Consider the following 14,117-nt stretch of genomic DNA (forward strand, 5'->3'; position numbering starts at 1 on the left):
TTTTGTCAGCTGGTTTACATGTGCGAGATCAACGCATCACCAAACGCGGAAGACGACAGCAGTTTCGCGCCCTCCATCAGACGTTCGAAGTCATAGGTCACGGTTTTTGCGGAAATCGCGCCGTTGGTGCCTTTGATGATCAGGTCGGCCGCTTCGGTCCAGCCCATGTGACGCAGCATCATCTCGGCGGACAGGATCAACGAACCCGGGTTGACCTGGTCCTTGCCGGCGTACTTCGGCGCAGTACCGTGGGTCGCTTCGAACATGGCCACGGTGTCCGACAGGTTGGCACCCGGCGCGATACCGATACCGCCCACTTCGGCCGCCAGGGCGTCGGAGAGGTAGTCGCCGTTAAGGTTCAGGGTCGCGATCACATCGTATTCGGCCGGGCGCAGCAGGATCTGCTGGAGCATGGCGTCGGCGATGGCGTCCTTGACAATGACGTTCTTGCCGGTTTTCGGGTTCTTGAACTGCATCCACGGACCGCCGTCGAGCAGGGTCGCGCCGAATTCTTCAGCGGCCACTTCGTAGGCCCATTCCTTGAAGGCACCTTCGGTGAACTTCATGATGTTGCCTTTGTGCACGATGGTCAGCGAGTCGCGGTCGTTGTCGACCACATACTGCAGGGCCTTGCGCGCCAGACGCTTGGTGCCTTCCAGGGACACCGGCTTGACGCCGATACCGCAGTTTTCGTCGAAACGGATCTTGGTGACGCCCATTTCTTCTTTAAGGAACTTGATGACCTTGGTCGCTTCCGGCGAGCCGGCCTTCCATTCGATACCGGCATAAATGTCTTCCGAGTTTTCGCGGAAGATGGTCATGTCGACATCGCCTGGCTTCTTGACCGGGCTCGGTACGCCTTCGAACCAGCGCACTGGGCGCAGGCAGACGTACAGGTCGAGCTGCTGACGCAGGGCCACGTTCAGCGAACGGATGCCGCCGCCGACCGGAGTGGTCAAAGGGCCCTTGATGGAAACCACATAATCCTTGACCGCGTCCAGGGTTTCCTGAGGCAGCCAGGTGTCCTGATCGTAAACCTGAGTCGCTTTCTCCCCGGCGTAGACTTCCATCCAGGAAATTTTGCGCTCGCCGCCGTAAGCCTTCTTAACAGCAGCATCGACAACCTTGATCATGACCGGGCTGATATCAACGCCAATACCATCGCCTTCGATGAAGGGGATGATCGGGTTGTTAGGAACATTGAGAGAATGGTCTGCGTTGACGGTGATTTTGTCGCCGACGGCTGGAACCTGAATCTTCTTGTATCCCATGCTGTACTCCATTGTTTGGATTGAACATCTGGCTGCGTTCGAGCGTACCCCAGTTAAATCGGCGCGCAAACCCTATGTTCCACCCATCTGCCGCAAAGCTGCACAGTTCGCGACGTACAAGCCTGAAAGCAAAGGGAAAAGCGCCAAACTCAAGCACGGCGAACGACTCTACGCGTCGCACTCGCCTGCGACCTTTAGACCAATGGACGAAAAACGTTGCATATGAACCATCGGCAGATTGCCAGCTACCTATGTATAATGCCGCCGCTGACCACAGAGTCACGACGGCCGACCGCTCTATTCCAAGACTTTGGGCCCGAATAAGCCGGATTGTTACCGCAGTCCACCCGCTTGACGCTCGACTGATGCACCCAACATCACCGCGAAGAAACCTCGACATTCGGCTCATGGATGACTTTGAACGAACGCGCTTACCCGGCGCCCCTCGAGTTTCTGCGCACGCTTAGCAAAGAAGAGAGAGTTAATCCGAATATGCCCACCCGCTCGAAGATCATCTATACCTTCACCGACGAAGCCCCAGCCCTCGCCACCTATTCACTGTTGCCTATCGTAGAGGCTTTCACTGCCTCGGCTGATATCGCCGTTGAAACCCGCGATATCTCTCTTGCAGGGCGCATTCTGGCCAGCTTCCCCGAGCAATTGGGTGACAAAGCCGTAGCCGACCACCTCGCCGAACTGGGCGACCTGGCCGTTACGCCTGAAGCCAACATCATCAAGCTGCCGAACATCAGCGCTTCGGTTCCGCAACTGCAGGCCGCGATCAAAGAGCTGCAGGCCCAGGGCTTCGCACTGCCGGACTACCCGGAAACCGTGACCAGCGATGCCGACAAGCTCGCCAAGTCGCGTTACGACAAGATCAAAGGCAGCGCCGTGAACCCGGTTCTGCGCGAAGGCAACTCCGATCGTCGTGCACCGCTGTCGGTCAAGAACTACGCGCGCAAGCACCCGCACAAAATGGGCGCATGGGCCAAAGACTCCAAGTCCCACGTCGCTCACATGAGCACCGGCGATTTCTACGGCAGCGAAAAAGCCGCCCTGATCGACGCCGCTGACGCCGTCAAAATCGAACTGATCGCTCAAGACGGCACCACCACCGTCCTGAAAGAAAAAACCACCGTACAAGCCGGTGAGATCCTCGATTGCGCAGTCATGAGCAAAAACGCGCTGCGCAGCTTCATCGCAGCCGAGATCGAAGACGCCAAAGCCAAAGGCGTGCTGCTGTCGGTTCACCTGAAAGCCACCATGATGAAGGTCTCCGACCCAATCATGTTCGGCCAGATCGTTGCCGAGTTCTATAAAGACGCACTGGCCAAGCACGCTGACGTGCTGGCCCAGATCGGCTTCAACCTGAACAACGGCATCGGCGACCTGTACGCTCGTATCAAGGCCCTGCCTGCCGAGCAACAAGCTGCGATCGAAGCGGACATCCAGGCGGTCTACGCCGTTCGTCCGTCGCTGGCCATGGTCAACTCCGACAAAGGCATCACCAACCTGCACGTGCCGAGCGACGTTATCGTCGATGCCTCGATGCCGGCAATGATCCGTGACTCCGGCAAGATGTGGGGCACTGATGGCCAGCTGCACGACACCAAGGCTGTGATCCCGGATCGCTGCTACGCCACCATCTACCAGGCGGTGATCGAAGACTGCAAGGCTAACGGCGCTTTTGATCCAACCACCATGGGCAGCGTGCCAAACGTTGGCCTGATGGCGAAGAAAGCCGAAGAGTACGGCTCGCACGACAAGACTTTCCAGATCAAGGCAAATGGCGTGGTTCGGGTTTCCGATGGCGCTGGCCGCACTCTGCTGGAACAGTCGGTTGAAGCCGGCGACATCTTCCGCATGTGCCAGACCAAAGACGCGCCGATCCAGGACTGGGTCAAACTGGCCGTTAACCGTGCCCGTGCAAGCGCAACTCCGGCGATTTTCTGGCTGGACCCAATGCGCGCCCACGACGGTGTAGTGATCGAGAAAGTTCAGGCCTACCTGAAGGACCACGACACTTCCGGCCTGGACATCCGCATCATGTCGCCCGTCGACGCGATGAAGTTCACCCTGGAGCGCACCCGTGAAGGCAAGGACACCATTTCGGTGACCGGCAACGTATTGCGCGACTACCTGACCGACCTGTTCCCGATCATGGAACTGGGCACCAGCGCCAAGATGCTGTCGATCGTTCCGCTGATGAACGGCGGTGGCCTGTTCGAAACCGGCGCCGGCGGTTCGGCACCGAAGCACGTTCAACAGCTGCTGGAAGAAAACTTCCTGCGCTGGGATTCCCTGGGCGAGTTCTTGGCCCTGGCCGCTTCCCTCGAGCATCTGGGTGTTACCTACAACAACCCTAAAGCGCTGGTGCTGGCCAAGACCCTGGATCAGGCCACTGGCCAGTTCCTGGACAACAACAAGTCGCCATCGCGTAAAGTCGGCAACATCGACAACCGCGGCAGCCACTTCTACCTAGCGCTGTACTGGGCTCAAGCCCTGGCTGCCCAGACCGAAGACGCTGCACTGCAAGCGCAGTTCGGCGAACTGGCCAAGACCCTGACCGAGAACGAAGCGACCATCGTTGCCGAGCTCAACGCCGTTCAGGGCAAGCCAGTGGACATCGGCGGTTACTACCACGCCAATGCCGAACTCATCAGCAAGGCCATGCGCCCGAGCAACACCTTCAACGCCGCGATCGCTGCGCTGGTTTAAGGTTGTAAGGATGCAAAGAAGCCCCGGCCCAGTGCCGGGGTTTCTGTTTCCCACATACGAGTCCCTGTAGGAGCGAGGCTTGCCCGCGAAGGCATCACCGCGATGCCCGACAAAGACCGCGCCGCCTGCTTCGCGGGCAAGCCTCGCTCCTACAGATTGACGACTAAGGATGTATCTATGGATTGGCTACCCCACATCACCGTCGCCACCATCGTCGAAGACAATGGTCGCTTCCTGATGGTCGAAGAACTCAAGCACGGACAAACGGTACTCAACCAACCCGCCGGTCATCTGGACCCGGACGAAACCCTGATCGACGCCGCCGTGCGCGAAACCCTCGAGGAAACCGGCTGGGACGTCGAGCCGACAGGCGTGGTGGGTATTTATCTCTACACCGCCCCGAGCAATGGCGTGACTTATCAGCGGGTCTGCTTCACCGCAAAACCGCTCAAACACCACCCGGATTATCAGCTGGATGACGGTATCGTCGGCGCAAAATGGCTGACGCGTGACGAACTGCTGCAACAGCGCGCAAACTGGCGCAGTGAGCTGATCATCCGCTGTATCGATGATTATCTGGACGGTAAACACTTCAGCCTCGAGCTGATCCGCCCTTCTCTTTAGCCTTGCGGGCTTCAGCCTGCTAGAATCGCGTCCTTTTTCAAGACACTCATTGAATCCCTATGCGTGATCCAGCCCCTTCTGACACACAAAAGAAGCGCGTTATTGTCGGCATGTCCGGCGGCGTGGACTCTTCCGTTTCCGCTCTCCTGCTGATCGAGCAGGGTTATGAGGTGGAAGGCCTGTTCATGAAGAACTGGGAAGAAGACGATGGAACCGAATACTGCACCGCCATGGATGACCTGGCGGACGCTCAGGCGGTGTGCGACAAGATTGGCATCAAGCTGCACACCGCCAACTTCGCCGCCGAGTACTGGGACAACGTATTCGAGCATTTCCTGGCCGAGTACAAGGCCGGTCGCACGCCGAACCCGGACATCCTCTGCAACCGCGAAATCAAGTTCAAGGCGTTCCTCGACTACGCCATGATGCTCGGCGCCGACCTGATCGCCACCGGCCACTACGTGCGCCGCCGTGACATCGATGGCCGCACCGAATTGCTCAAGGGCCTGGATCCGAACAAGGACCAGAGCTACTTCCTGCACGCTGTCGGCGGCGAACAGATCGCCAAGACCCTGTTCCCGGTCGGCGAACTGGAAAAACCCGAAGTGCGCGCGATTGCCGAGAAACACGACCTGGCCACCGCGAAGAAAAAGGATTCCACCGGGATCTGCTTTATCGGCGAACGCCGCTTCAGCGACTTCCTCAAGCAATACCTGCCGGCCCAGCCGGGCGAGATCAAGACCACCGAAGGTGAAGTCATCGGCCGTCACCACGGCTTGATGTACCACACCATCGGCCAGCGTCAGGGCCTGGGCATCGGCGGCTTGAAAGACGCCGGTGACGAGCCGTGGTACGTGCTGATCAAGGACCTGGAACACAACGAGCTGATCGTTGGCCAGGGCAATGATCACCCTTATCTGTTCTCCCGCGCCCTGCTCGCCTCGGACATCTATTGGGTCAACCCGATCGATTTGACCGAGCCACGCAAACTGACCGCCAAAGTGCGCTATCGCCAGAGCGACCAGCCTTGCACGCTGGAAAAGACCGCCAGCGGCTACCGCGCGACCTTTGATGACCCGCAACGCGCAGTCACCCCAGGCCAATCCGTGGTGTTCTACGACGGAGAAATCTGCCTCGGTGGTGGCGTGATCGAAGTGGCCGAACCCTGGACCAGCAAGGGTCAGCGTTCATGAGCCCGACTCAAGAGCAACTGACGGCCCTAGGCGGCGTGTTTCTCGCCGCCGTACTGGTCGACAAGATCGCCAAGACCGGCCAGACCAACGAAGCCGGGCTGACCTGCATGCTCGGCAGCCTGTTGATTCGCGACCCCAAGGACACGCTGGAAGTCTATGGTGGTGACGACATCAATCTGCGTGAGGGTTACCGAGCATTGATTGGCGCTCTGGAACGCGACCCCAGCACTCTTCAGCGCGAACCGCTGCGCTACGCCCTGGCGATGCTCGGCCTGGAGCGTCAGTTGGCCAAGCGCAACGACATGCTGGACGAGATCGGCAAGCGTCTGCCGCAGATTCAGTCTCAGGTCGAACACTTTGGCCCGGCTCACGAAAACGTGATCGCCGCCTGCGGTGCGTTGTATCAGGACACCTTGAGCACCCTGCGCCAACGGATTCAGGTGCATGGCGACATGCGCAACCTGCAGCAACCGAGCAATGCCTCGAAGATCCGCGCGCTGTTGCTCGCCGGGATCCGTTCGGCGCGCCTGTGGCGGCAGTTGGGCGGTCATCGCTGGCAGTTGGTGATCAGCCGGCGCAAGCTGCTTAAAGAGCTTTACCCGCTGATGCGCAGCAGCTGAACCGCGCCCGCAATACCGCTTTGTAGTCAGTAACGCGTAATACGCCGGTCAGTTGGCAACGGACCGGCGGATTTTTTCATGTATGATACGCGCCCCATTTCGTTGCCCGACTGTCCGAGAACACCCCATGCAGCTCTCTTCGCTCACTGCGGTTTCCCCTGTTGACGGCCGCTACGCCGGCAAAACCCAGGCCCTGCGCCCGATTTTCAGCGAATACGGCCTGATCCGTGCTCGCGTTCTGGTTGAAGTGCGCTGGCTCCAGCGCCTGGCCGCTCACCCTGCCATCAGCGAAGTGCCGGCGTTCTCCGCCGAAGCCAACGCGGTGCTGAACACCCTGGCGGAAAACTTCTCTCTGGAGCACGCCGAGCGTGTCAAAGAGATCGAGCGCACCACCAACCACGACGTCAAAGCCATTGAGTACCTGCTCAAAGAGCAAGCGGCCAAGTTGCCAGAACTGGCTGCCGTCAGCGAATTCATCCACTTTGCCTGCACCAGCGAGGACATCAACAACCTGTCCCACGCCCTGATGCTGCGCGAAGGCCGTGATGATGTGATGCTGCCGCTGATGCGCCAGACTGCCGAAGCCATTCGCGAACTGGCCATCCGTTTCGCCGACGTGCCGATGCTGTCGCGTACCCACGGTCAACCGGCTTCGCCGACCACCCTGGGCAAAGAGCTGGCGAACGTGGTTTACCGTCTGGAGCGTCAAATCGCTCAAGTCGCCGCCGTTCCGCTGCTGGGCAAAATCAACGGCGCTGTCGGCAACTACAACGCTCACCTGTCGGCCTACCCTGAGATCGACTGGGAAGCCAACGCCCGCGCCTTCATCGAAGACGAGCTGGGCCTGGGCTTCAACCCGTACACCACGCAGATCGAACCGCACGACTACATCGCCGAGCTGTTCGACGCAATCGCGCGCTTCAACACCATCCTGATCGACTTCGACCGCGACATCTGGGGCTACATCTCCCTGGGTTATTTCAAACAGCGCACCATCGCTGGCGAAATCGGCTCCTCGACCATGCCGCACAAGGTCAACCCGATCGACTTCGAAAACTCCGAAGGCAACCTGGGGATCGCCAACGCACTGTTCCAGCACCTGGCGAGCAAGCTGCCGATCTCCCGCTGGCAGCGCGACCTGACCGACTCCACCGTACTGCGCAACCTCGGTGTCGGCTTCGCCCACAGCGTGATCGCGTACGAAGCCAGCCTCAAAGGCATCAGCAAACTGGAGCTCAACGCTCAGAAAATCGCTGCTGACCTGGACGCCTGCTGGGAAGTATTGGCCGAGCCGATCCAGACCGTGATGCGCCGCTACAACATCGAAAACCCGTACGAAAAGCTGAAAGAACTGACTCGCGGCAAGGGCATCAGCCCTGAAGCGCTGCAGACTTTCATCGACGGCCTGGACATGCCAGCCGCCGCCAAGGCCGAGCTGAAACTGCTCACTCCGGCGAACTACATCGGTAACGCTGTGGCACAAGCCAAACGCATCTGATCGACCGCTTTACCCGTTTGAGACGCCCGGCAGCGCCGGGCGTTTTTATTCCCGTCTGAAAAGTGCATTTTTTCAATAGGTTACACATGAATCCTGACATTCCTCTTCAACTTCTGGGCGGCATCACGGCGCGCGAATTCCTGCGTGACTACTGGCAGAAAAAACCCCTGCTGATCCGCCAGGCGATCCCTGATTTCGAAAGCCCGATCGACGCCGACGAACTGGCCGGCCTGGCGCTGGAAGAAGAAGTCGAATCGCGCCTGGTGATCGAAAACGGCGAGCGTCCTTGGGAATTGCGCCGTGGTCCGTTCGCCGAAGACGAATTCAGCAAACTGCCGGAACGTGACTGGACCCTGCTGGTTCAAGCGGTCGACCAGTTCGTGCCGGAAGTCGCTGAGCTGCTGGAGAACTTCCGCTTCCTGCCGAGCTGGCGCGTCGACGATGTGATGATCAGCTTCGCCGCCCCGGGTGGCAGCGTGGGTCCGCACTTCGACAACTACGATGTGTTCCTGCTGCAGGGTCACGGCAAGCGCAACTGGAAAATCGGCCAGATGTGCGATTCCGAGAGCCCGTTGCTGCAACACGCCGACCTGCGCATCCTCGCTGACTTCGAAGCCACCGATGAGTGGGTTCTGGAACCGGGCGACATGCTGTATCTACCACCACGCCTGGCCCACTGCGGCGTGGCCGTCGATGACTGCATGACCTATTCGGTTGGTTTCCGCGCGCCGAGCGCCGCTGAAGTGCTGACCCACTTCACCGACTTCCTCAGCCAGTTCCTGTCGGACGAAGAGCGTTACACCGACGCCGACGCCCTGCCGGCGGTCGATCCTCATCAGATCCAGCACGACGCCCTCGATCGCCTGAAAAGCCTGCTGGCCGAGCACATGAGCGACGAGCGCCTGCTACTGACCTGGTTCGGCCAGTTCATGACCGAGCCGCGCTACCCGGAACTGGTGGTTGGCCCGGAAGAAATCGAAGAAGACGACCTGCTCGCCAGCCTCGAACAAGGCGCGATCCTGATCCGCAACCCGAGCGCACGCCTGGCCTGGTCGGAAGTTGATGACGACCTGCTGCTGTTTGCCAGCGGTCAGAGCCGTTATCTGCCGGGCAAACTGCGCGAGCTGCTGAAGATGATCTGCGCCGCCGATGCGCTTCACGTCGACAACCTTGGCGAGTGGCTGATCGATGAAGACGGCCGCGGCCTGCTGTGTGAGCTGATCAAGCAGGGAAGCCTGGGGTTTGCCGATGAATAAAATTCACGTTCGTGTCGCAGACTGGCAAAAGGATAACGCCGAGATCCGGCGCATTCGTGAGACGGTGTTCATTGCCGAGCAATCCGTTCCGCCTGAGCTGGAATGGGATGCTGATGATGCAACGGCAGTCCACTTCCTGGCCTTTGAAGGCGACTTCCCGATCGGCACCGCTCGACTGCTGCCAGATGGTCACATCGGTCGGGTATCGGTGCTGAAGGACTGGCGCGGCTTGAAAGTCGGCGATGCGCTGATGCAAGCAGTGATCGGTGAAGCCGAGGAGCGCGGACTGAAGCAGCAGATGCTGAGCGCACAAGTGCAGGCCACGGCGTTCTATGAGCGCTTGGGCTTCAGCATGGTCAGTGAGGAATTCCTGGAAGCCGGGATTCCGCACGTGGACATGGTGCGCCACTCCGCCTGAGCCCCACAAAAGCCTTCAGGAACACCCCAAAACGCCCCGCCATCCTCGGATGCCGGGGCGTTTTGCTGTCTACGATTCAACTTGCCCCACCGCGGGCCGACAAACTGGCAATATCAAGACTTTAAAGGCCGGAGATAACGGATATGTCCCTACGCACCCTGCTCACCACGCAGCTGCTGACCTGCAGTTTTTCGGTCATGGCCGCCACCGAGATCGTGCCCCTGAACTATCGCACCAGCGCCGACCTGCTGCCGGTGGCGCAGAATTTCATTGGCAAGGACGGCCAGGTCAGCGCCTATGGCAATCAGCTGATCGTCAACGCAGAACAACGCAAGATCGACGAACTTAAAGCCGTGATCAGCCAACTCGACGTGGCCGCCAAGCGTTTGCTGATCACCGTCGACACTAACGAAAACAACTTCCAGGGCGATCAGGGTTACTCGGTGAACGGTGCCAAGCCGAGCCAGACGCGCATCATCAATCACAGCACCGACAGCCGTGACGGCGGCATCCAACAGGTTCAGGCCAGCGAAGGCACACCGGCGCTGATTCAGGTCGGCCAGAGCGTACCGTTGACCAGCACGCAGACCGATTCCTATGGCGACCTGCGCAGCCAGACCGAATACCGCAATGTCACTCAAGGTTTCTACGTCACCGCCAGCGTCACCGGCGACATCGTTCATTTGGCAATCAGTACTAACCGTGACCGGATGAGCCAGGAACGTCCTGATGTAGTGAATGTGCAAAGTACCGACACAACTGTCACGGGTCGACTGGGTGAATGGATCACCCTGGCCGGCGTGAACCGCCAGACTCAGGCCGACAAACAGGGCCAGACCCGCAGCTACTCGACTCAGGGCCGGGACGACATGACCCTGCGGGTGAAAGTCGATACTTTGGACTAAACCACCGAAAACTGACTGATTAGTCGTATTAGACCAAAGATGTAGTGCTTGAAAAAAAGCACTACAAAACGTTTGACGAGCCAAAAAAGCAAAGGCATGATGGCCTCGCTCCCGCTAATCAGAGGCCCTGGCAAGGGCTTTCGAGTTGCTGTTCGCACCTATCCCGCGAGCCGATTCGTGTCTGTACCGCCCACAAGGTGTGTTTGACGAGGTTGCCGACTGGAACGAAGTTGTCCCGAGGGACGGAAGCGTAATTAGGTAACCCGGCTCCACACTGAAGTTCGCACCAAGGCCCACGACGCCTGAATGCGCTCGCCAGTTCGCCCTTACCTGCTCACTTCCCCTCGAGCCCATCGTTCATCCCGTCGCCATCCCCGCCGAACCCGACTTGACCACCTAAGCTTCTGGTCAGCGAGCAGCCTTTTACGCCCCTTTAAAATGCGTTATCTGGCTGGAGCAGGAATTTCCACCAAGAACGACTTTTTATCAAAGACGCGACGAGGTTTATCTCCATGGCACTGACACGCGAACAGCAAATTGCAGCCCTCGAAAAAGATTGGGCTGAAAACCCGCGCTGGAAAGGCGTGACACGCAATTACTCCGCTGCTGACGTCGTCCGTCTGCGTGGCTCGGTTCAACCTGAGCACACCTTTGCAAAAATGGGCGCCGACAAGCTTTGGAACCTGGTAACCCAGGGTGCCAAGCCGTCCTTCCGTCCTGAGAAAGATTTCGTCAACTGCATGGGCGCCCTGACCGGCGGCCAGGCTGTGCAACAAGTCAAGGCCGGTATCCAGGCGATCTACCTGTCGGGCTGGCAAGTAGCCGCGGACAACAACTCCGCCGAATCGATGTACCCGGATCAGTCGCTGTACCCGGTGGATTCGGTTCCGACCGTGGTCAAGCGCATCAACAACTCGTTCCGTCGCGCTGACCAGATCCAGTGGAAAGCCGGCAAGAACCCGGGCGACGAAGGTTACATCGACTACTTCGCACCGATCGTGGCTGACGCTGAAGCCGGTTTCGGTGGCGTACTGAACGCCTACGAACTGATGAAGAGCATGATCGAAGCAGGCGCCGCCGGCGTTCACTTCGAAGACCAACTGGCTTCCGTGAAAAAATGCGGCCACATGGGCGGCAAGGTACTGGTTCCTACCCAGGAAGCTGTGCAGAAGCTGACCGCTGCTCGTCTGGCAGCTGACGTTGCCGGTACACCGACCATCATCCTGGCCCGTACCGACGCCAACGCAGCCGACTTGCTGACTTCCGATTGCGACCCGTATGACCAGCCATTCGTGACTGGCGAACGCACCCAGGAAGGTTTCTACAAAGTGCGCGCCGGTCTCGACCAGGCCATCGCTCGCGGCCTGGCCTACGCGCCGTTCGCCGACCTGATCTGGTGCGAAACCGCCAAGCCGGATCTGGACGAGGCTCGTCGCTTCGCTGAAGCGATCAAAAAGGAATACCCGGACCAACTGCTGTCGTACAACTGCTCGCCTTCCTTCAACTGGAAGAAAAACCTGGACGACGCGACCATCGCCAAGTTCCAGCGCGAACTGTCCGCCATGGGTTACAAGCACCAGTTCATCACCCTGGCCGGCATTCACAACATGTGGCACAGCATGTTCAACCTGGCGCACGACTACGCCCGCAACGACATGACTGCCTACGTGAAGCTGCAAGAGCAAGAGTTCGCTGACGCTGCCAAGGGTTACACCTTCGTGGCTCACCAGCAGGAAGTGGGCACCGGCTACTTCGACGACATGACCACCGTGATTCAAGGTGGCACGTCCTCCGTGACCGCACTGACCGGTTCGACCGAAGAAGAACAGTTCCACTGATCTGCTTCGTTTAAGCAAACGGCCCTTGCGGACCGAATAAAAAGCTAACCGCAAAGCCGCACATCTGACGCCCCGACTGGTTCGGGGCGTTTTTTTGCCTGCGATTCACCCTCCTTCCCCGTAGGAGCGAGGCTTGCCCGCGAAGAACGATGATGCGGTATGCCTGAAAAACCGTAGCGCATTCTTCGCGGGCAAGCCTCGCTCCTACAGACGTGGGTGGATTTGCGGACAAACACATTGATCCAGAGCAGTTTCACGCCCCGGAGAATCAGGTAAAACGACCGTGCTCGCTACTTGCAGTAACACGCATATAAGACAACTTCCCAACCACTCACCCGTTAAACAGTTTGAAAACCGCGTCAAATAATATTGATTATCATTTAGCGGCAACTATGTTCGTTACATTCCCTACAAAACATATTTGACAAAACCCCCGCTAATGCCCGAGCGGCATGGGCTACAGGGCTTTGGAGGCATGCTATGTCCTTATTCTTGTAAATAATTTCGCTATCTGAATTTTACTTGCTCGGTGTTTAGCCATAAAATCACCGCGATTGATTGCTGCGACATATCGTCACTGCTTTGTTTCTTTTCAAGCTCAGAGACCTTTGCTCTCTGTTAAGGATTACCAGCATGCCCGAAGCGACCGGACTCATGGCCCACAACTGGGGCTTTGCCATTTTCCTTCTGGGTGTCGGCGGCCTTTGCGCCTTCATGCTCGGCGTCTCCAGCCTCCTCGGGTCAAAAGCCTGGGGCCGCAGCAAAAACGAACCGTTCGAGTCCGGCATGCTACCTACCGGTGGCGCCCGCTTGCGGCTCTCAGCCAAATTCTATCTGGTCGCGATGCTTTTCGTGATCTTCGATATCGAAGCCCTTTTTCTCTTTGCCTGGTCTGTGTCCGTCCGCGAAAGCGGCTGGACCGGATTCGTCGAAGCTCTCGTTTTCATAGCAATTCTGTTGGCAGGCCTTGTCTACCTATTCCGAGTGGGCGCCCTTGACTGGGCTCCGGAAGCTCGTCGTAAGCGGCAAGCGAAGCTGAAACAATGAGGCTTTGGCAATGCAATACAATCTCACCAGGATCGACCCCGATGCTCCTAACGAGCAGTATCCGATTGGCAAACGGGAAACCGTTTCCGATCCGTTAGAAGATCAAGTCCACAAAAACATTTTCATGGGCAAGCTCGAAGACGTGCTTAACGGCACGATCAACTGGGGGCGCAAGAACTCCCTGTGGCCGTATAACTTCGGTCTTTCGTGCTGCTACGTGGAAATGACCACCGCCTTCACGGCGCCCCACGACATCGCGCGCTTTGGCGCCGAGGTTATCCGGGCATCGCCGCGTCAGGCGGATTTCATGGTTATCGCCGGTACCTGCTTCATCAAGATGGCGCCGATCATTCAGCGTCTCTACGAGCAAATGCTCGAGCCTAAATGGGTCATCTCCATGGGTTCGTGCGCCAACTCCGGTGGCATGTACGACATCTACTCCGTCGTTCAAGGGGTGGACAAGTTCCTGCCCGTGGACGTCTACGTGCCTGGCTGCCCGCCCCGCCCTGAAGCTTTTCTGCAAGGCTTGATGCTGTTGCAGGAGTCGATTGGCCAGGAGCGTCGTCCACTTTCCTGGGTCGTTGGTGATCAAGGCGTCTATCGCGCCGAGATGCCTTCCGAAAAGGAAAAGCGCCGCGAACAGCGTATTCAGGTAACCAACCTGCGCAGCCCCGACGAAGTCTGATCCAGATCTGTTCTTACAAAGAAACGAGAAACTGGCTTCATTCT

The 14,117-nt window shown here is 58.5% G+C and carries 12 protein-coding genes; 11 read left to right on the forward strand and 1 reads right to left on the reverse strand.

The genetic code is table 11. The annotated features are described in order from the left end of the window. Positions 1 to 14 precede the first annotated feature (14 nt). Positions 15 to 1,271 (reverse strand): NADP-dependent isocitrate dehydrogenase, encoded by a 1,257-nt coding sequence (gene icd, locus PMI18_RS06460; protein ID WP_007905029.1) that lies wholly within the window; start codon positions 1,269 to 1,271, stop codon positions 15 to 17. A gap of 492 nt (positions 1,272 to 1,763) precedes the next feature. Between icd and PMI18_RS06455 the strand changes: the two genes are divergently transcribed. The 11 genes from PMI18_RS06455 to PMI18_RS06405 all read left to right on the forward strand — a co-directional run bounded on the left by PMI18_RS06455 (position 1,764) and on the right by PMI18_RS06405 (position 14,073). Then, positions 1,764 to 3,989: an NADP-dependent isocitrate dehydrogenase gene (locus PMI18_RS06455; RefSeq protein ID WP_033036794.1), complete on the forward strand. Its 2,226-nt coding sequence runs from the start codon at positions 1,764 to 1,766 to the stop codon at positions 3,987 to 3,989. A 177-nt stretch (positions 3,990 to 4,166) separates the two neighbouring features. Then, positions 4,167 to 4,613: an NUDIX hydrolase gene (locus tag PMI18_RS06450; RefSeq protein ID WP_007905033.1), complete on the forward strand. Its 447-nt coding sequence runs from the start codon at positions 4,167 to 4,169 to the stop codon at positions 4,611 to 4,613. 59 nt (positions 4,614 to 4,672) lie between these two features. Next, positions 4,673 to 5,806 carry a tRNA 2-thiouridine(34) synthase MnmA gene (gene mnmA / locus PMI18_RS06445; protein WP_007905035.1) on the forward strand — a complete coding sequence of 378 codons (1,134 nt, stop codon included), beginning with the start codon at positions 4,673 to 4,675 and terminating at the stop codon, positions 5,804 to 5,806. Further along, complete coding sequence (gene hflD / locus PMI18_RS06440) at positions 5,803 to 6,426, forward strand: high frequency lysogenization protein HflD (RefSeq protein WP_007905037.1); 624 nt, start codon at positions 5,803 to 5,805, stop codon at positions 6,424 to 6,426. The genes mnmA and hflD overlap by 4 nt, the downstream gene beginning before the upstream one ends. Positions 6,427 to 6,553: 127 nt before the next feature. Beyond that, positions 6,554 to 7,924, forward strand: coding sequence for an adenylosuccinate lyase (gene purB, locus PMI18_RS06435; protein ID WP_007905039.1), 1,371 nt, complete (start codon positions 6,554 to 6,556; stop codon positions 7,922 to 7,924). 86 nt (positions 7,925 to 8,010) lie between these two features. After that, positions 8,011 to 9,180, forward strand: coding sequence for a ribosomal protein uL16 3-hydroxylase (locus PMI18_RS06430; protein ID WP_007905042.1), 1,170 nt, complete (start codon positions 8,011 to 8,013; stop codon positions 9,178 to 9,180). Next, positions 9,173 to 9,598 carry a GNAT family N-acetyltransferase gene (locus PMI18_RS06425; protein WP_007905044.1) on the forward strand — a complete coding sequence of 142 codons (426 nt, stop codon included), beginning with the start codon at positions 9,173 to 9,175 and terminating at the stop codon, positions 9,596 to 9,598. Before PMI18_RS06430 ends, PMI18_RS06425 begins: the two co-directional genes overlap by 8 nt. Before the next feature lie 143 nt (positions 9,599 to 9,741). Continuing rightward, positions 9,742 to 10,503: a secretin N-terminal domain-containing protein gene (locus PMI18_RS06420; RefSeq protein WP_007905046.1), complete on the forward strand. Its 762-nt coding sequence runs from the start codon at positions 9,742 to 9,744 to the stop codon at positions 10,501 to 10,503. A gap of 512 nt (positions 10,504 to 11,015) precedes the next feature. Then, a complete protein-coding gene (gene aceA, locus PMI18_RS06415) occupies positions 11,016 to 12,341 on the forward strand; it encodes an isocitrate lyase (protein WP_007905048.1) in 1,326 nt (441 codons plus the stop codon). 633 nt (positions 12,342 to 12,974) lie between these two features. Next, positions 12,975 to 13,388, forward strand: coding sequence for an NADH-quinone oxidoreductase subunit A (locus PMI18_RS06410; protein ID WP_007905050.1), 414 nt, complete (start codon positions 12,975 to 12,977; stop codon positions 13,386 to 13,388). A 10-nt stretch (positions 13,389 to 13,398) separates the two neighbouring features. Then, the gene (locus tag PMI18_RS06405; RefSeq protein ID WP_007905053.1) at positions 13,399 to 14,073 is read left to right on the forward strand and encodes a NuoB/complex I 20 kDa subunit family protein; all 675 of its coding nucleotides are present in this window, start codon (positions 13,399 to 13,401) and stop codon (positions 14,071 to 14,073) included. The last annotated feature ends 44 nt before the right edge of the window (positions 14,074 to 14,117 follow it).

Origin of the sequence: Pseudomonas sp. GM102 (assembly GCF_000282555.1) — a bacterium.
GTDB lineage: Bacteria > Pseudomonadota > Gammaproteobacteria > Pseudomonadales > Pseudomonadaceae > Aquipseudomonas.

Excerpts from the sequence above, each read along its gene's own strand:
- PMI18_RS06405 (WP_007905053.1), top strand. The coding sequence starts at position 13,399 with ATGCAATACAATCTCACCAGGATCGACCCCGATGCTCCTAACGAGCAG.
- mnmA (WP_007905035.1), top strand. The coding sequence starts at position 4,673 with ATGCGTGATCCAGCCCCTTCTGACACACAAAAGAAGCGCGTTATTGTC.
- PMI18_RS06410 (WP_007905050.1), top strand. The coding sequence starts at position 12,975 with ATGCCCGAAGCGACCGGACTCATGGCCCACAACTGGGGCTTTGCCATT.
- PMI18_RS06455 (WP_033036794.1), top strand. The coding sequence starts at position 1,764 with ATGCCCACCCGCTCGAAGATCATCTATACCTTCACCGACGAAGCCCCA.
- aceA (WP_007905048.1), top strand. The coding sequence starts at position 11,016 with ATGGCACTGACACGCGAACAGCAAATTGCAGCCCTCGAAAAAGATTGG.
- icd (WP_007905029.1), bottom strand. The coding sequence starts at position 1,271 with ATGGGATACAAGAAGATTCAGGTTCCAGCCGTCGGCGACAAAATCACC.
- PMI18_RS06430 (WP_007905042.1), top strand. The coding sequence starts at position 8,011 with ATGAATCCTGACATTCCTCTTCAACTTCTGGGCGGCATCACGGCGCGC.
- PMI18_RS06420 (WP_007905046.1), top strand. The coding sequence starts at position 9,742 with ATGTCCCTACGCACCCTGCTCACCACGCAGCTGCTGACCTGCAGTTTT.
- PMI18_RS06425 (WP_007905044.1), top strand. The coding sequence starts at position 9,173 with ATGAATAAAATTCACGTTCGTGTCGCAGACTGGCAAAAGGATAACGCC.
- purB (WP_007905039.1), top strand. The coding sequence starts at position 6,554 with ATGCAGCTCTCTTCGCTCACTGCGGTTTCCCCTGTTGACGGCCGCTAC.
- PMI18_RS06450 (WP_007905033.1), top strand. The coding sequence starts at position 4,167 with ATGGATTGGCTACCCCACATCACCGTCGCCACCATCGTCGAAGACAAT.
- hflD (WP_007905037.1), top strand. The coding sequence starts at position 5,803 with ATGAGCCCGACTCAAGAGCAACTGACGGCCCTAGGCGGCGTGTTTCTC.